At 68.2% G+C, this 16,901-nt stretch carries 16 protein-coding genes; 12 read left to right on the plus strand and 4 right to left on the minus strand.

The features are described from left to right. Nucleotides 1-488: 488 nt before the first annotated feature. Nucleotides 489-1,154: a peptide-methionine (S)-S-oxide reductase MsrA gene (gene msrA, locus M2299_RS15215; protein ID WP_165780914.1), complete on the minus strand. Its 666-nt coding sequence runs from the start codon at nt 1,152-1,154 to the stop codon at nt 489-491. A gap of 30 nt (nt 1,155-1,184) precedes the next feature. Beyond that, entirely contained in the window at nt 1,185-1,448 is a 264-nt protein-coding gene (locus tag M2299_RS15220; protein WP_099782911.1) for a DUF2007 domain-containing protein, read from the minus strand. A gap of 126 nt (nt 1,449-1,574) precedes the next feature. Here M2299_RS15220 and M2299_RS15225 point away from each other — a divergent pair, with 126 nt between their 5' ends. From M2299_RS15225 to M2299_RS15245, 5 genes are all read left to right on the plus strand, one after another. Beyond that, nucleotides 1,575-3,323: a glutamine--tRNA ligase/YqeY domain fusion protein gene (locus M2299_RS15225; RefSeq protein WP_223484632.1), complete on the plus strand. Its 1,749-nt coding sequence runs from the start codon at nt 1,575-1,577 to the stop codon at nt 3,321-3,323. Nucleotides 3,324-3,500: 177 nt separating this feature from the next. Next, on the plus strand, nt 3,501-4,232 hold the full coding sequence (locus M2299_RS15230; RefSeq protein WP_099841940.1) for a DUF6348 family protein: 732 nt from the start codon (nt 3,501-3,503) through the stop codon (nt 4,230-4,232). A gap of 96 nt (nt 4,233-4,328) precedes the next feature. Next, the gene (locus M2299_RS15235) at nt 4,329-4,889 is read left to right on the plus strand and encodes a nucleoside deaminase (RefSeq protein WP_032974948.1); all 561 of its coding nucleotides are present in this window, start codon (nt 4,329-4,331) and stop codon (nt 4,887-4,889) included. Continuing rightward, the gene (rlmM, locus tag M2299_RS15240; RefSeq protein WP_099782909.1) at nt 4,873-5,940 is read left to right on the plus strand and encodes a 23S rRNA (cytidine(2498)-2'-O)-methyltransferase RlmM; all 1,068 of its coding nucleotides are present in this window, start codon (nt 4,873-4,875) and stop codon (nt 5,938-5,940) included. Before M2299_RS15235 ends, rlmM begins: the two co-directional genes overlap by 17 nt. Then, entirely contained in the window at nt 5,940-6,338 is a 399-nt protein-coding gene (locus tag M2299_RS15245; protein WP_033830397.1) for a hypothetical protein, read from the plus strand. The genes rlmM and M2299_RS15245 overlap by 1 nt, the downstream gene beginning before the upstream one ends. A gap of 274 nt (nt 6,339-6,612) precedes the next feature. Here M2299_RS15245 and M2299_RS15250 read toward each other — a convergent pair whose 3' ends face one another. Next, entirely contained in the window at nt 6,613-7,794 is a 1,182-nt protein-coding gene (locus M2299_RS15250) for a UbiH/UbiF family hydroxylase (protein ID WP_080149978.1), read from the minus strand. Continuing rightward, nucleotides 7,791-8,996, minus strand: a complete 1,206-nt coding sequence (ubiH, locus tag M2299_RS15255; RefSeq protein ID WP_134832029.1) for a 2-octaprenyl-6-methoxyphenyl hydroxylase — start codon at nt 8,994-8,996, stop codon at nt 7,791-7,793. Before ubiH ends, M2299_RS15250 begins: the two co-directional genes overlap by 4 nt. A 107-nt stretch (nt 8,997-9,103) precedes the next feature. Between ubiH and M2299_RS15260 the strand changes: the two genes are divergently transcribed. From M2299_RS15260 to rsmA, 7 genes are all read left to right on the plus strand, one after another. Continuing rightward, the gene (locus M2299_RS15260; protein ID WP_025877927.1) at nt 9,104-9,688 is read left to right on the plus strand and encodes a hypothetical protein; all 585 of its coding nucleotides are present in this window, start codon (nt 9,104-9,106) and stop codon (nt 9,686-9,688) included. Between the two features lie 8 nt (nt 9,689-9,696). After that, the gene (locus tag M2299_RS15265; protein WP_025877925.1) at nt 9,697-10,251 is read left to right on the plus strand and encodes a cob(I)yrinic acid a,c-diamide adenosyltransferase; all 555 of its coding nucleotides are present in this window, start codon (nt 9,697-9,699) and stop codon (nt 10,249-10,251) included. Between the two features lie 6 nt (nt 10,252-10,257). Continuing rightward, nucleotides 10,258-11,196, plus strand: a complete 939-nt coding sequence (locus tag M2299_RS15270) for a histone deacetylase family protein (RefSeq protein ID WP_025877923.1) — start codon at nt 10,258-10,260, stop codon at nt 11,194-11,196. Nucleotides 11,197-11,285: 89 nt separating this feature from the next. Further along, nucleotides 11,286-13,766 (plus strand): LPS-assembly protein LptD, encoded by a 2,481-nt coding sequence (lptD, locus tag M2299_RS15275; RefSeq protein ID WP_165780387.1) that lies wholly within the window; start codon nt 11,286-11,288, stop codon nt 13,764-13,766. Further along, nucleotides 13,763-15,106 carry a peptidylprolyl isomerase gene (locus tag M2299_RS15280; protein WP_032974943.1) on the plus strand — a complete coding sequence of 448 codons (1,344 nt, stop codon included), beginning with the start codon at nt 13,763-13,765 and terminating at the stop codon, nt 15,104-15,106. The genes lptD and M2299_RS15280 overlap by 4 nt, the downstream gene beginning before the upstream one ends. Before the next feature lie 3 nt (nt 15,107-15,109). Then, a complete protein-coding gene (pdxA, locus tag M2299_RS15285) occupies nt 15,110-16,090 on the plus strand; it encodes a 4-hydroxythreonine-4-phosphate dehydrogenase PdxA (RefSeq protein WP_280884607.1) in 981 nt (326 codons plus the stop codon). Further along, nucleotides 16,087-16,890 carry a 16S rRNA (adenine(1518)-N(6)/adenine(1519)-N(6))-dimethyltransferase RsmA gene (gene rsmA, locus M2299_RS15290; RefSeq protein ID WP_025877916.1) on the plus strand — a complete coding sequence of 268 codons (804 nt, stop codon included), beginning with the start codon at nt 16,087-16,089 and terminating at the stop codon, nt 16,888-16,890. The genes pdxA and rsmA overlap by 4 nt, the downstream gene beginning before the upstream one ends. The last annotated feature ends 11 nt before the right edge of the window (nt 16,891-16,901 follow it).

Raw genomic sequence — 16,901 nt, forward strand, 5'->3', positions numbered from 1 at the left:
CGCGCGGGGGGGGGGGGGGGGGGGGGGGTGGGGGGGGGCGGGGGGGGCCCCCCCCGGGGGGGGGGGCCCCCCCCACCCGGGGGGCCCCCCCCCCCCCCCCCCCACCCCGCCCGCCCTCTGACAGTTTCCTGCGGCGGTCCGCCACGGAAGAAAGAAAAGAAGAGCAGAAGCGGGTCGCGCGCTGCGCTTGCTCGCAAGCAAACAAACAAAAAGGACGCGGCGAACGCCGCGTCCTTTTGTTTTCCATCAGTTCGTCAGTAACCCATGCTCTTGCCCACCGTCACCGGGAAACGGTCGGGGGCGGGGCGGTGTGGGTTGGCAGGACCGTTGGCGCCATGGATGGCGCCATCGAGCCCCCAGGGACGGGTTTACGGCGTGTCCTGCCAACCCACACCGCCCCGCCCAACCCACAGAAACCCACAGCCGCTTTGGCTCTGGCTTTGGATTTCAGCCGTTGACGTTGCCCGCCGCAGGCGGACCACCGCGCGTCAGCGCGGCACCTCCATATCCAACCCGATCGGGCAGCTCACGCCGGTACCGCCAATGCCGCAGTAGCCGTTCGGGTTCTTGGCCAGGTACTGCTGGTGATAGTCCTCGGCGTAGTAGTACGCCGGTGCCGGATACACGATCTCGGTGGTGATCGGGCCATAACCCGCTGCAGCCAGCTGCGCCTGGTAGGCCTCGCCACTGGCCAGCGCCGCGGCGTACTGGGCCTCGTCGGTGGCGTGGATCGCCGAACGGTACTGGGTGCCGGTGTCGTTGCCCTGGCGCATGCCCTGGGTCGGGTCGTGGCTTTCCCAGAACAGCTGCAGCAGCCGCTCCAGGCTGACAACCGCCGGGTCGAACACCACCTGCACCACCTCGGTGTGGCCGGTCAGGCCCGAGCAGACCTCTTCATAGGTGGGGTTCGGGGTGATTCCACCGGCATAGCCCACCGAGGTGCTGTACACGCCCGGCTCGTTCCAGAATTTGCGCTCGGCGCCCCAGAAGCAGCCCAGCGCGAAGCGGATCTGCTGCAGGCCGGCGAAACGGTCCTTCAGCGGATGGCTGTTCACGAAGTGCTGGTTGCTGTGCAGCGGCAGCGGCTGGTCGCGGCCCGGCAAAGCTTCTTCCGGGCGCGGCAGGCGCTGCTTGAAGGCCCCGATGCCGAGGATGCCCTGTCCGATTCCCAACATGATGCGCTCCTACGCCGGAAGCCCGGCAATGTCGTCGGCATCTGAAATGGGGGCGTCTGCGGCGTGGCCCAAGTCCAGCGCCGCCACGATGTCTTCGGCCTGTGCCCGCGCGGCGTCGGGGATACCGACCCGCAGCACGCCGAACAGCGGCAGCTCGCCCATGCCGCCCAGCAGCGACTCGCCGAACACGAACGCCGGGATGCCGGCGTCTTCCAGCGCGTGCTTGACCAGGTGGGCGTCGAACAGATTGTCGGCCTTGTACACGATGTGCATGCGGCAGCTCCGTGGGACAGGATTCCAGCATACGCCCGGGGGCTGAATGGTGCCGCTGCGCTCGCCGGGCAGCCCTTCCCGGTAAGCGTTAGACTGGCAATCTTTCTGCCCTTCTTTCGCCGACTCATGTCAGAGCACACCCCCGCCAGCCCCGAGACCCCCGCCGACAGCCACGAGAAGCGCGATTTCATCCGCCAGATCGTGCGCGAGGACCTGGCCAGCGGTAAGCACCAGGCGATCAAGACCCGCTTCCCGCCCGAGCCGAACGGCTACCTGCACATCGGCCATGCCAAGTCGATCTGCCTGAACTTCGGCGTCGCCGGCGAGTTCGGCGGCGTCTGCAACCTGCGTTTCGACGACACCAACCCGGCCAAGGAAGACCCGGAGTACGTGGCCGCGATCCAGGACGACGTGCGCTGGCTGGGCTTTGAGTGGAACGAGCTGCGCCATGCGTCGGATTACTTCGACGCCTACTACCTGGCCGCCGAGAAGCTGATCGCCGACGGCAAGGCCTACGTCTGTGACCTGTCGGCCGAGGAAGTGCGCGCCTACCGCGGCACCCTGACCGAACCGGGCCGGCCCTCGCCGTGGCGCGACCGCAGCGTCGAGGAAAACCTGGACCTGTTCCGCCGCATGCGGGCCGGTGAATTCCCCGATGGCGCGCGCACCGTGCGCGCCAAGATCGACATGGCCAGCGGCAACATCAACCTGCGTGATCCGGCCCTGTACCGCATCAAGCACGTCGAACACCAGAACACCGGCAACGCCTGGCCGATCTACCCGATGTACGACTTCGCCCATGCACTGGGCGATTCGATCGAAGGCATCACCCACTCGCTGTGCACGCTGGAATTCGAAGACCACCGCCCGCTGTACGACTGGTGCGTGGACAACGTCGACTTCGCCCACGATGACGCGCTGACCCAGCCGCTGGTCGACGCCGGCCTGCCGCGCGAAGCGGCCAAGCCGCGCCAGATCGAGTTCTCGCGCTTGAACATCAACTACACGGTGATGAGCAAGCGCAAGCTGATGGCGCTGGTCACCGAACAGCTGGTGGACGGCTGGGAAGACCCGCGCATGCCCACCCTGCAGGGCCTGCGTCGCCGTGGCTACACGCCGGCGGCGATGCGCCTGTTCGCCGAGCGCGTGGGCATCAGCAAGCAGAATTCGCTGATCGATTTCAGCGTGCTGGAAGGCGCGTTGCGCGAAGACCTGGACAGCGCCGCGCCGCGCCGCATGGCCGTGGTCGACCCGGTCAAGCTGGTGCTGACCAATCTGGCCGACGGCCACGAAGAGCAGCTGACCTTCAGCAACCACCCGAAGGACGAAAGCTTCGGTACCCGCGAAGTGCCGTTCGCACGTGAAGTGTGGATCGACCGCGAGGACTTTGCCGAAGTGCCGCCGAAGGGCTGGAAGCGCCTGGTTCCCGGTGGCGAAGTGCGCCTGCGCGGCGCCGGCATCATCCGCTGCGATGAAGTGATCAAGGACGCCGACGGCACCATCACCGAACTGCGCGGCTGGCTGGATCCGGAGTCGCGTCCGGGCATGGAAGGCGCCAACCGCAAGGTCAAGGGCACCATCCACTGGGTCAGCGCGGTGCACGGCGTGCCGGCCGAGATCCGCCTGTATGACCGCCTGTTCTCGGTGCCGAATCCGGACGATGAATCGGAAGGCAAGACCTACCGCGATTACCTCAATCCGGAATCACGTCGCACCGTCATCGGCTATGTCGAGCCGGCGGCTGCCACCGCGGCGCCGGAACAGTCGTTCCAGTTCGAGCGCACCGGCTACTTCGTTGCCGACCGCCGCGACCACACCGCAACCAAGCCGGTGTTCAACCGCAGCGTGACCCTGCGCGACACCTGGTCGGCCTGAGCACCTGCGCGGGCGCCGCACAGGCGCCCGCGTCATCCCGGCGAGTGCCCCATCCCGTGAAGCCGCAGCGCCGACCAGCGGACGCGGCCCGGCCGTGCTGCGCACGTGGCACGCACTGCCGCTGTGCAGCGGATACCGCCATCATCGTCCGTTCTTTCCTACCCATCAGGCCCTGCCATGTCCGCTGCCCCGAGTGCACTTCTGCCGCTGCTGCAACAGGTCCTGCTGGGCCGTGACATCGCCTGCACCGTCGAGGACGACGGACTGCTGCTCGACAGTGGCCTGCACCTGACACCGCACGGTGTCGCCAGCAACGAACGCGACAACGGCGGCTGGCAGACCTCCACCGTCATCGAGACCCGTCACGCGGGGTTGTTCGCCGATGGCCTGTTCGAATACCAGCACGCCAATGGCGCAACCGAACAGGAATCCCTGCTGTCCGGCTTCGAGACCTGGGTGCGGGTGGATCTGGCGACCCTGCAGGCCGCCATCGGCGCTGAAGACGCACCGGATCTGCCGATGATGGGACTGACCTACCCGACCAACGAAGACGGCCGGGAACACGAGCGCACCGTGGTGCTGGGACCGCTGGCCCATTACCGCGCCCGCGAACTGGACGACGCTGCTGCGTGCAGCGAAGACGACCACGGCTCCTGCCCCTGCTGCCTGTTCACCAGGAGCATCGACGCCTTCGACGATCTGCTGAAGGCTCATCACTTCCTGGCCGTCCGCCTGTTCGCTTCGCGCGACGAGCAGGGCCAGTGCGAAGCCGACTGCCGGGTCAACGGCCATGACTTCGCCCCTGCCCTGCCGCTGCTGCGCGCCTATGCTGCGCGCTGGCCGCAGGCGGGGCTGGAATTCCGCAAGCAGTACGTGGTGATCCGCACCGGCTCACCCTCAGCGGCCTGAATCCAGCGCGCACGCCCGGTACATGCCACTGCCGCTACACTGCGCGCCGACATCTGTTGCACCTGTTCCTTTCACTCCCAACGAGGCACCCCCGCGATGCTGTACGCGCAAGTCCACCTGACCCTTCCCGCCTGGATCCACGACCAGATCGACCTGGATCGTCGATATCCGGGCGACGAGGCCAAGGTCGCGCTGGCGATCGAGCTGTCGCGGCTGAACGTCGACCACGCCAGTGGCGGCCCGTTCGGCGCCGTGGTGTTCGGGCCGGATGACAAGGTGATCGCTGCCGGCGTGAACCGGGTGATGCCGCATTCGACCTCGCTGGCGCACGCCGAGAACATGGCCTACATGCTGGCCCAGCAGCGCCTGCAGACCCCGCGCCTGAACGCGGTGCTGTCGCCGATCACCCTGGCCACCAGCTCGCAGCCGTGCTGCCAGTGCTACGGCGCCACCGTGTGGGCCGGCATCGACCGCCTGCTGATCGGCGCCAGTTCGGCCGACGTGGAAGAACTGACCCCGTTCGATGAAGGCCCGCTGCCGGCCGACTGGGTGGGCGAGCTCAACAAGCGCGGCATCGACGTGGTGCAGGGCCTCAACCGCGATGCGGCGCGCAGCGTGCTGCGTACTTATGGGGAAAGCGATGGCGCCCGTTACTGAGGCCGGCATCGGCCTGCTGTGCCTGTGCCGGCAGGGCTTCGAGCCCGAGCTGGCCGGCGAACTGCAGTTCCGCGCAGGCGCCGCCGGTTTTGCTGGTTACGCCCGTACCCAGCGCAACGACGGCTACGTGCTCTTCATGTGCGATGAAGCCGCAGCGCTTGCACCGCGACTGCCGTGGCGCGAGCTGATCTTCGCCCGCCAGAAGCTGGTGGTGCTGGCCGAACTGCCGCAGCTGGACCCGGCCGACCGCATCACGCCGATGCTGGACGTGCTGGCCGATGCGCCGCGCTTCGGTGATCTGTGGGTGGAGCATCCCGATTCGGACGCCGGCAAACCGCTGTCCGGGCTCGCGCGTGCCTTCGGCAATGCCCTGCGCCCGGCGCTGCGCAAGGCCGGCAAACTCAGCGACAAACCCAACGCACGCCTGCCGCGCCTGCACGTGGTGTTCGTCGATGGCACGCATGCCTTCATCTGCGTGGCCAACCCGGACGACAGTGCACCCTGGGCGTTGGGCATTCCGCGCCTGAAGCTGTTGCCCGACGCGCCTTCGCGTTCGGCATTGAAGCTGGATGAAGCGCTGCTGACCCTGCTCGCCCCGGAAGAACGCGAGGCGCTGGTGCGTCCGGGCATGCGTGCGGCCGACCTGGGCGCGGCACCCGGCGGCTGGACCTGGGTACTGACCCGCCAGCACGTGCATGTGCTGAGCATCGACAACGGCCCGCTGCGCCAGCACGTGCTGGACACCGGCCTGGTCGAACACCTGCGCGCCGATGGCTTCCATTGGCACCCGGAGCAGCCGCTGGACTGGATGGTCTGCGACATGGTCGAGCAGCCGCGTCGCGTCGCCGAACGCATGGCCACCTGGTTCCGCGAGGGCTGGTGCAGGCACGCGATCTTCAACCTGAAGCTGCCGATGAAGAAACGCTGGGAAGAAACCCGCCTGTGCCTGGACCTGTTCCAGGAGCAGGCCGGCAAGCCACTGGTGGTACGTGCCAAGCAGCTGTACCACGACCGTGAGGAAATCACGGTGCTGGCGTCGCCGCTGCGCTGATGAACATCCCGCGCATTTCCCTGCTGCTGTGTACCGCAGTGCTGGCATCGCCGGCACTGGCACAACCGGCGCGCCCGCAGCCGGCACAGAGCGCCCCGCTGCGCGATGACAGTGGCGTGGTCCGCCAGCAGTCACTGTCGGCCGGCCGCGTGACCGGCAGCGTCGACATCGTGGTGCCGCTGGGCGAAACCCCGGTAACGGTGCGTTCGCTGGCGCCGGCCAGCGTGGTCGGCCAGTACCGCATCCATTTCGCCGAGCTGGACGTGAACGCTGATGGTTTCATCAGCCGTGACGAGGCACTGGCCAATCCGGCGCTTTCCGATGAGTTCAACGCATTGGACAGCAAGCGCCGCGGCAAGCTGGACCGCGCTGACCTTGCCGGTTGGCTGATCGATTGACCCGATTCCGGTAGCGCCGGGCCACGCCCGGCGGGATCGGTGAACCGCGCTGCGCGCTCGCCGGGCATGGCCCGGCGCTACCGGCGGATGATCCGGGGCTCGCGCGCCAACCAAGGTTGGCGTCTACAGAAGCGATTCGCTGCAGACCGGCATGACCCGCTTTTGGTAGGTGCCAACCTTGGTTGGCACAAGGCCGGAAGGCCCTCACTCCAGCTGGGGCGAGGATGCCCGATCCACGCGCCAACCAAGGTTGGCATGTACCAGGGCCTCGCCGTCACACCCCTGCGGCGCGCTTCCAGAAGGCCTGCACCAGCGGCGGCCACTTGCCTACGCAGCCCAGCGCGCGGCCACGCGCCAGGGTCAGGTGCATCTCGTCGTTGGAGAACAGCCGGTTGATCGCGTCGAAGCTGTAGGCGGCGATCTGGTTGTCGCTGCGACGCTCACGCGCCCAGCGCTGCACGCGCTGCGGCGACAACCGGGGTTGTCCACGCCGTTCGGCCGATGGCGCCAGCCAGTGCTGCAGGGCGGCGACATCGCGCAGGCCAAGATTGACGCCCTGCCCGGCCAGCGGATGCACCACGTGGGCGGCATCGCCCAGCGCCAGCACGCGACCGGCCACGTAGTGGCGGGCCAGCTGCCGGCGCAGCGGGAAGGCCGCGCGCGGCGAGGCCAGCCGCAGTTCACCCAGGCGCGCGGCGAAAGCGCGGGTCAGTTCACGATTGAATGCGTCTTCGTCCAGGGCCAGTACGCGTGCCGCCTCGTCGTCGGGCAACGTCCAGACGATGGAACTGCGGCGCTCGGCCACCGGCAACAGCGCCAGCGGACCGGTCGGCAGGAAGCGCTGCCAGGCAGTGGCCTGGTTGGGCAGCTCGCTGTCCACATAGGCGACTACACCGCGCTGCTGGTAGTCGTGGCGTTCAACGTCGATCCCGGCCAGTCCGCGCAGGGTCGATTCAGCACCGTCGGCAGCCACCGCCAGCGCGGCTTCGATGCGACGACCATCATCCAGGCGCAGGCGCACAGCGTGCTCGTCCTGTTCAAGCGCTTCCACGCGCGCCGGGCAATGCAGCTCCACGCCAGCTGCCGGCAGCGCCGCCCACAGGCGATCCTGCAGCAAGCCGTTCTCGACGATGAAACCCAGCTCGCGACGGCCGAAGCGATCGGCGTCGAACAGCAGGTCGTCGCCACCGGCCGCGTCCCACACCTGCATGCGCCGGTATGGCCAGGCGCGTGCCTGCGCGATCGTCGGCCACACGCCGAGACGCTCAAGCAACTGCACGTTGTCGGCGGCGAAGGCGAACACCCGCAGATCCGGCTGTGCGGCCTGCCATGGTGCCGGTTCACGCCCTTCCACCAGCGTTACGGCAAGGCCGGCATCGGCCAGCGCCAGCGCACAGGCGGCGCCGACCACACCGCCGCCAACGATGGCCACGTCCAGGCGTGCGCGCCGGTTCATGCGGCTTCTCCACGGCACAGGCGCGGCACATCGCCACGGAAGCCCATCGCACCACCAACCAGCATCGACTGCACCGAGGCGCGCTGTGCGGCCACCAGGCCCAGGCTGCGCAGGGGGCGCAGCAGCGGCGCCGGATTGCTGGTCAGCCGGGCAAGACCGCCGGAGAACGCCACCGTCTGCCGTCGATCTTCTTCGCGGCGGTCCACGTAGGATCGTAACAGTGCATCGCTGCCGGCATCGCCCTCCACTTCCAGCAGCTCGGCCAACGTCAATGCGTCGCGCAGGCCGAGGTTGAAACCCTGCGCACCCAGCGGGTGGATGGTCTGCGCGGCGTTGCCCAGCAGCACCGTGCGCTCCCCCACCAGCGCGCGCGCCAATACCTGGATCAGCGGATAGGCACTGCGCGGGCCGGAGTCGAGCAGGCGGCCCGCCCGCCAGCCGATGGCCTGCTGCAGGCGCTGCAGCCAGGCAGCGTCGTCCAGCGCCATCACCGCCTCGGCCTGGTCACGGGCAACACCGTGCACGGTGCCGAAATGGCGGTCGCCACGCGGCAGCAACGCCGTCGGGCCGGTATCGGTGAAACGCTCCCAGGCGGTGCCATCGGGCGCGCGCTGGCTGCGCACGCGGGCCACGAACAGCGTTTGCTGGAAGTCGTGGCGATCAACGTCGATGCCCAGCGCATCGCGCACGCCGCTGCTGGTGCCGTCGGCACCGACCACCAGCCGCGCCAGCAGCACCCGCTCGCCACTGTCATCGGCCACCCGCACCTGGCGGTAGCCGTCAATCACCCCGCCCAGGCCAAGGAAACGCATCGGCCGGTAGCGGCGCAGCCGTGACAACTCCTGCAGCCGGCTTTCCAGCGCCTGGCCGAAATCACGCGCCACCACCACCTGGCCGAACCACGGCCGGTCGTACTCTGCGGCATCGAGCTGCACACGGCCGAAATCGCCGGCGCGGCTGACATGGATGCGGCGGATCGGGCCGGGGGCCATCGTCAGCTTCTGCATGACCCCCAGCGCGGTCAGCGCGTTGATCGTGGCGGCGGCAAAACTGAGGTTGCGCTGGTCGAACACCGCCGGCAGTTCCCCGGCCGGGCTGGCTTCGAGCAGGCCCACGTCGCGGCCCAGGCGGTCCAGGGCGATGGCCAGGCTGGCACCCACCAGACCGCCACCGACGATCAGCACGTCATGTCGTTCACTCATGGGCGCATGATACGCGCTCGCCGCGCCGGCATGCCCCACGCCGCCCCGCCTGCGCCAAGCGCCGCGCCGGGCTAGAATGAAACCTGAATCCGCTCCGGCCCACCGCCATGTCCGACTCCGCCCCCCGCGCCTTCGTCCTGTCAGTGCTCGTGCTGTTGCTGGCGGCGACCCGCGTCAATCACTTCGCGGCAATCCCGGACGCCTCCTGGGCGGTGTTCTTCATCGGCGGCTTCTATCTCGCCCGCTGGACCCGCTGGGCGTTCCCGCTGCTGATGGTGTTCGCGGTGCTGGTCGACTGGATCGTGATCCGCAGCAGCGGCCTCGACTTCTGGCAGCACTACTGCGTATCGCCGGGCTACTGGCTGCTGTTGCCGGCCTACTTCGCGATGTGGGCCGGTGGCATGTTGCTGGGTCGCAACTACCGCAGCGCGCAGTGGTCGGTGCTGGGCAAGGGTGCCTTGCTGCTGGTGGCGTCGGTGGCGCTGTGCCATCTGCTGGCGCAGGGCGGTTTCTACTGGACCAGCCAGAACGTGGCCGAGCCGACCGTGGCCGGATGGGCACAGAACTACGCCCAGTGGTTCGGCCCCTACCTGCGCACCACCGCGATCTACGTGGCCCTGGCCGCCGCACTGCAGCTGGCCGTGGAGCAGGTGCTCAAGCTCCTGCAGGCCCGCCGCGACATCCACCACTGAGCCACGCCATGGGTCATCGCCTCTCGCGCATCTACACCCGCACCGGCGACGACGGCAGCACCGGCCTGGGTGACGGCAGCCGGGTCGGCAAGGATGACCTGCGTGTTGCGTCCTACGGCACCGTCGATGAAGCCAACGCCACGCTCGGCCTGTTGTTGGCCGTGCCGCTGCCGGAGGACGTCCGCGCACTGGTGGTGCACCTGCAGCACCAGCTGTTCGATCTGGGCGCCGAACTGTGCATTCCCGGCCATGCGGCGATCCACGCCGCTGATGTGTCGGCGCTGGAACAGCAGCTGGACCACTACAACGCCGACCTGCCGATGCTGAAGGAGTTCATCCTGCCGGCCGGTGGCGAGGCCGCCGCGCGCTGTCACCTGGCGCGCACCGTGGTCCGCCGCGCCGAGCGCGACACGGTCGCCCTGGCCCGCGTGGAACCGGTACGCAGCGAGGCGCTGCAGTACCTCAACCGGCTGTCAGACCTGCTGTTCGTGCTGGCCCGGGTGCTGGCACGGGCCGATGGCCACGGCGAAGCGCTGTGGCAACCACAGCATCGCCAGCGCTGAGCCGCCGTGCTGGTCTTCACCCATCCCGCCTGCCTGCTGCACGACCCGGGCCCTGGCCATCCTGAATGCCCGCAACGCCTGCAGGTGGTGCTCGACGCGCTGCACGAGGCCTTCCCCGGCCAACTGGATTGGCGCGAAGCGCCGCCGGCCAAGTTCGGTGAACTGACCCGGGTCCACGACAGCGCGCTGCTGGATCTGGTACTGCAACCGCAGAGCGCACCGCTGCGCCAGCTGGACATGGACACCTGGACCTCGCCGGGCTCGGCCAGCGCCGCGGTGCACGCCGCCGGCGCAGGTGTCGCGGCCGTCGATGCGGTGATGCTGGGCGAGGATCCGCTGGCCTTCTGCGCGGTGCGCCCGCCCGGCCACCATGCCACCAGCAGCACCGCGATGGGCTTCTGCCTGCTCAACAACATCGCCATCGCCGCCGCCTACGCCCGCGACCGCCACGGTCTGGAGCGGATCGCAGTGGTCGACTTCGACGTCCACCACGGCAACGGCACCCAGGACATCTTCCAGCACGACGCACGGGTGTCCTACTACAGCACCCACCAGGCCGGGCTGTTCCCCGAGTCCGGCCTGCGCCGTGACCGCGGTGCCGGCAACCTGATGAACATCCTGCTGCCGCCCGGCAGTGGCGGCTTCCGCTTCCGCAACGTCTGGGCCGACGAGATGCTGCCGGCGATCGACGACTTCCGCCCCCAGCTGCTGCTGATCTCGGCAGGCTTCGACGCCCACCTGCGCGACCCGCAGGCCGACCTGATGCTGGAGACCGACGATTTCGCCTGGATCACCCGCGAACTGCACGCGCTGGCACGCCGCCATGCCGCCGGCCGGGTGGTGTCGATGCTGGAGGGAGGATACGACCTGCAGGCCTTGGCCGAGTGCAGCGTGGCCCACCTGCAGGCACTGATCGACACGCCCTCCGGCAACGGGCCTGGATGAACCCGAACCGGCAACCCGGGGAGGCCTTCATTGCCCCTATGCAAGGGATGGGGCAAGCTACCGTCCGTTTTCGCCCGAATCCGAACCGCGTGCGCCGAGCCCTCCGCCTGCTTCCCCTGCCCCTGAGCATCGCCGTCTGCCTTCCGGCATGGGCTGATGACAAGCCGCTCAACTGGGGCCTTTGCCCGGCCACCGACGTGATCCCTGCGTTCACCGACGCACCGACCCCGGTGCCCGGCCAGGACAAGGCTGCCGCCAGCGCTGCGCGCGAACAGCAGCCCACCGACATCGAGGGCGACCAGCTGCTGGGCACCACCACCGTGCCGCAGTACCAGGGCAACGTGGCGCTGCGCCGGGGCGACCAGTTCGTGGGCACCGACAAGCTCAGCTTCGATACCGAAAGCGGCAACTATGTCGCCGACGGCAACGTCCGTTACCAGGATGCCTCGATCCGGATGGTCGCCAAGCGCGCCGAGGGCAACCAGGAAAGCGACACCCACAAGATCACCGACATCCAGTACCAGCTGGTGTCCCGCCGCGGCAACGGTGAAGCCGAATCGGTCGACCTGCAGGGCGCGGTCGGGCAGATGCACCGCTCCACCTACACCACCTGCGACCCGTCGCAGCCGGTGTGGAAGCTGACCGCCCCGGAGATCGAAGTCGACAACGACGAAGGCTTCGGTACCGCCCGCAACGCGGTGCTGCGGATCGGCAAGGTGCCGGTGCTGTGGGCGCCCTACTTCAAGTTCCCGATCGATGACCGGCGCAAGACCGGCCTGCTGTTCCCGCAGCTGGGCATGTCCGGCCGCAACGGTTTCGACTACGCACAGCCGATCTACTTCAACCTGGCGCCGAACTACGACGACACGTTGACCCCGCGCTACATGAGCCGGCGCGGCCTGATGCTCGACAACGAGTTCCGCTACCTCTACAACGGCGGCCGCGGTGAACTGATCACCGCGTTCATGCCCAACGACAAGCTGCGCGACCGCGATCGCGGCCAGGTGATATTCGGTGGCTACCACAACGTGGACAGCCACTGGCAGGCCCGCGCCAACCTGGCCTGGGTCAGCGACGAGCGCTACGTGGAAGACTTCGCCAATCGCCTGGTGGGCGTCACCGCGTCGAACCTGCAGAGCACGGTCGGCCTGTACGGCACCGGCAAGAACTGGACGGCCGGCATCATGGCCGACCGCTGGCAGCTGACCGACTACACCCTCAACGAGAGCGCACTGCCGTACAACCGCCAGCCACGCCTGTTCCTCAACTGGGACAAGCCGCTGCTGCCGTGGCTGGAGACCGGCGTCTATGCCGAGGCCGTGCGCTTCACCCACGACGACATCAACTTCAAGTACGGCGCCGAGGCCGGTCCCGACCTGCAGTACACGCGCAACGGCCAGACCCAGCGCATGTATGGTGGCTCGCGCCTGGATGTGAAGCCCTATGTGTCGTTCCCGATCAGCGGCGCGGCCTGGTACATCACCCCGACCCTGGCCTACCGCTACACCGGCTACGAGCTGGACCGCGGGCTGGCCGATGCCACCCGCAGGAGCATCCTGGTCTCGCAGGGCATCGATCCGAACACGGCCACTCCGGAACAGCTGCGCGGAAATACCTCGCCCAGCCGCAGCCTGCCGATCGCCAGCCTCGATGCCGGCCTGTTCTTCGACCGTGAGACGAAGATCGGTGGCAAGTCGTTCCTGCAGACCCTGGAACCGCGCCTGTTCTACCTGCGCACGCCCTACCGCAACCAGGACGAGCTGCCGATCTTCGATACCCGCGACTTCACCTTCAGCTGGGGCCAGCTGTTCCGCGATTCGCGCTATACCGGCGCCGATCGCCAGAACGACGCCAACCAGCTGACTCTGGCGCTGGGTACCCGCTTCATCGACCAGACCACCGGCAAGGAGCGTTTCTCGGCCTCCATCGGCCAGATCCAGTACTTCGACGAGTCGCGGGTGAGCGTGGTCCCCGGTGGCGCGCCGGTTGAAAAGGGCAAGTCGGCCTGGATCGCCGACGGCAACTACATGATCAACGACCGCTGGACCCTGGGCGCCACCTACCAGTGGGACCCCAAGTACAAGCGCGAGGATCTGGCCAGCGTGCGTGCCCGCTACCTGATGTCCAACGACGGCGTGGTCAACCTGACCTACCGTTACCGCATCAATTCCGGCGCCCCGGCCACCGCCAACAAGCATGACCGCACCCTGCTGGAACAGGCCGACCTGTCGTTCCTGTACCCGCTGAACGAGCGCTGGAGCCTGGTCGGCCGCTACTACTACTCGATCCAGGACAAGGAACCGCTGGAGATCATCGGTGGCGTACAGTGGGACAGCTGCTGCCTGGCCGTGCGCGCCGTGGCCCGCCGCTACGTGCGCAACCGCGAAGGCGAAATGAACAACTCCATCCAGCTCGAGTTCGTGCTCAAGGGCTTGAGCTCCCTCGGCCAGGACACGGACCGCACTTTGCGCCGTGCTATCCTCGGCTACAACCGCGACGACCTCTATCTCGTGCCGCCCAGCAACACCGGAGCGACCCGCGATGACTACGATCCGAATCAGATCCCATGACCAAGAGCTTCCCCGTTCTCCTCGCATCGCTTCTGGCGGTGTCCAGCGTGTCCGCCCCCCTGCAGGTTCTTGCGCAGGAGGCCCAGCCGTTGGATCGCATCGCTGCTGTCGTCGATGAGGACGTGATCCTGCAGAGCGAGCTCCAGCGTGCGATCGCCAACATCAAGGCGCAGTACGCCGGCCGCGAGGCCCAGCTGCCGCCCGATGACGTGCTCAGCCGCCAGGTGCTCGAGCGCCTGGTGCTGGTCAAGCTGCAGGTGGCCCGTGCCCAGGGCAGCGGCATCCGTGTCAGCGACCAGGAACTGACCCAGGCGATGAATGCCATCGCCCAGCAGAACGGCTCGACCCTGGATGCCCTGCGCCAGCGCCTGGCCAGTGACGGTATCGATTTCAACGATTTCCGCGCCTCGGTGCGTGACGAGATCACCGTGCAGCGCCTGCGCCAGAGCTTCGCGCAGAGCCGCATCAGCGTCAGCGAAGGCGAGGTCGATGCTGCCCTGAAGCAGCAGGCCGATGCCGGCAACCAGTTCCACCTCGCACACATCCTGGTCGCCCTGCCCGACGGTGCCAGCGCCGAGCAGATCGCCACCGGCCAGAAGAAGGCTGACGGCGTGAAGGCCCTGCTGGACAAGGGCGAACTGGACTTCAACGCGGCGGCCGTGCGCTATTCCGACAGCCCCAATGCGCTGGAAGGCGGCGACCTCGGCTGGCGCACCCTGGATGAAATCCCGGCCGCGTTCGCACAGACGATGCAGCAGATGAAGCCCGGCGAAGTGGTCGGCCCGATCCGTGGCCCGAGCGGCTTCCAGCTGCTGAAGCTGGTGGAAGTGCGTGACGCCAGCGCGGCGGCAGGCACCCACACGGTCACCGAGTACCACGGCCGCCATATCCTGGTGCGCGTGGACGATGCCCAGTCCGACGCCGCCGCCAAGGCCAAGATCGACACCCTGCGTGCGCGTATTGCCGGCGGTGCCGACTTCCAGCAGGTGGCCAAGGAATCGTCCGAGGACACCAACAGCAAGGGCCAGGGCGGCGATCTGGGCTGGTTCCCGGCCGACGCGTTCGGCCCGGCCTTCGGCCAGCAGGTGGCAGGCATCCAGGACGGCGGCGTAAGCCAGCCGTTCCGCACCGATGCGGGCTGGCACATCGTGCAGCGCGTGGGCACCCGCCAGACCGACGTCGGCAGTGACAACCAGCGCGCCCAGGTCCGCGAGACCATCGGTCGCCGCAAGCTGGAAGACGAGTACAACCGCTTCCTGCAGGAGCTGCGTGGCGAAGCCTACGTCAGCTTCCGCAGCGGTGACCGGGCGGAAAATACCGCCACGCCTCCGCAGTCCTGAGCCATGCTCCCCGAGCTCGCTCTGGTACCGGGCGAGCCCGCCGGGATCGGCCCGGAACTGTGTGTCCGACTGGTCCAGCAGCCGCGCGATGATTGCCGGCTGCTGGCATTCGCCGATCCGGACACCCTGCGCGCGGCCGCGGCCGCGCTGGATCTGCCCCTGCAACTGCTGCCCGAGGACGCACATGCACGCGTCCCCGGCGATCTGCGCCTGCGCGCCGTCGCCAACCGCGTCCCCAGCCATTTCGGCCATACCGACCCTGCCAACGCAGGTGCGGTGATCGGCGCCCTGCTCGATGCGGGCCAGGCCTGTCTGTCCGGTGAACTGCACGGCGTGGTGACCGGCCCGGTGCACAAGGCGGTGATCAACCAGGGCGGCATCGCCTACAGCGGCACCACCGAACTGCTGGCCGACCAGGCCGGGGTGAAGGTGGTGATGATGCTGGCCAACGACATCGTCCGCGTTGCCCTGGCCACGACCCACCTGCCGCTGCGCGAGGTCGCCGATGCGATCACCGCGCCCGGCCTGGAACACACCCTGCGCACCGTGCATGCCGCGCTGCGCCGCGAGTTCGGCTTGGCCGCACCGCGCATCGCCGTGCTTGGCCTGAACCCGCACGCCGGCGAAGACGGTCACCTCGGCCGCGAGGAACTGGATCTGGTCATCCCGCTGCTGCAGCGCCTGCGCAGCGAGGGCATGGACCTGATCGGTCCGCTGCCGGCCGATACCGCGTTCCTGCCGGCCAAGCTGGCCGGCTTCGACACCGTGCTGGCCATGTACCACGACCAGGGCCTGCCGGTGCTGAAGTACTCCGGCTTCGAGCAGGCGGTGAACCTGACCCTGGGCCTGCCCTATCCGCGCGTGGCGGTGGACCACGGCACCGCGCTGGATCTTGCCGGCCGCGGCATTGCCGATCCTTCCAGCCTGCAGGCCGCCACAACGCTGTGTGCGCGGCTGGCGCGGCAACGTACACTGAGCACATGACTTCCCCGCATTCCCCCTCCGGCCCGGTGTTTTCCGCCCCGGCCAAGAAGCAGCTCGGCCAGCACTTCCTTGCCGACCGCTACTACATCGACAAGATCGTGATGGCGGTCAATCCCAAGGACGGCGACCGCCTGGTCGAGATCGGCCCGGGCCAGGGTGCGATCACCCTGCCGTTGCTGCGCGTGCACCCGAAGATGACGGTGATCGAGTTCGACCGCGACCTGATCGCGCCGTTGACCGCCGCCGCCGAGCCCCTGGGTGAACTGACCATCGTCAACCGCGACGTGCTGCGGGTCGATTTCACCGAGCTGGCCGACGGACAGCCGATCCGCCTGGTCGGCAACCTGCCCTACAACATCTCCTCGCCCATCCTGTTCCATGCACTGGAACATGCTGCGGTGGTCTCGGACATGCACTTCATGTTGCAGAAGGAAGTGGTCGACCGCATGGCTGCCGGTCCCGGCAGCAAGGTGTTCGGCCGCCTCAGCGTGATGCTGCAGGCCTACTGCGAGGTGACCTCGCTGTTCGTGGTGCCGCCGGGTGCGTTCAGGCCGCCGCCGAAGGTCGATTCGGCCGTGGTGCGCCTGGTACCGCGCGACCCGGCCAGCATCGACATCAAGGACCACAAGCGCTTCGCCGAGGTGGTCAAGGCCGCCTTCGGCCAACGCCGCAAGACCCTGCGCAATGCCCTGAACAACGTGGTCAGCGCCGAGCAGTTCGTGGCCGCCGGCGTGCGCCCCGATGCCCGCGCCGAACAGCTGGACGTGGCTGAATTCATCGCTTTGGCCAATGCCACCTGATTACACTGCCG

Origin of the sequence: Stenotrophomonas sp. 1278 (genome assembly GCF_029892765.1) — a bacterium.
GTDB lineage: Bacteria > Pseudomonadota > Gammaproteobacteria > Xanthomonadales > Xanthomonadaceae > Stenotrophomonas > Stenotrophomonas indicatrix.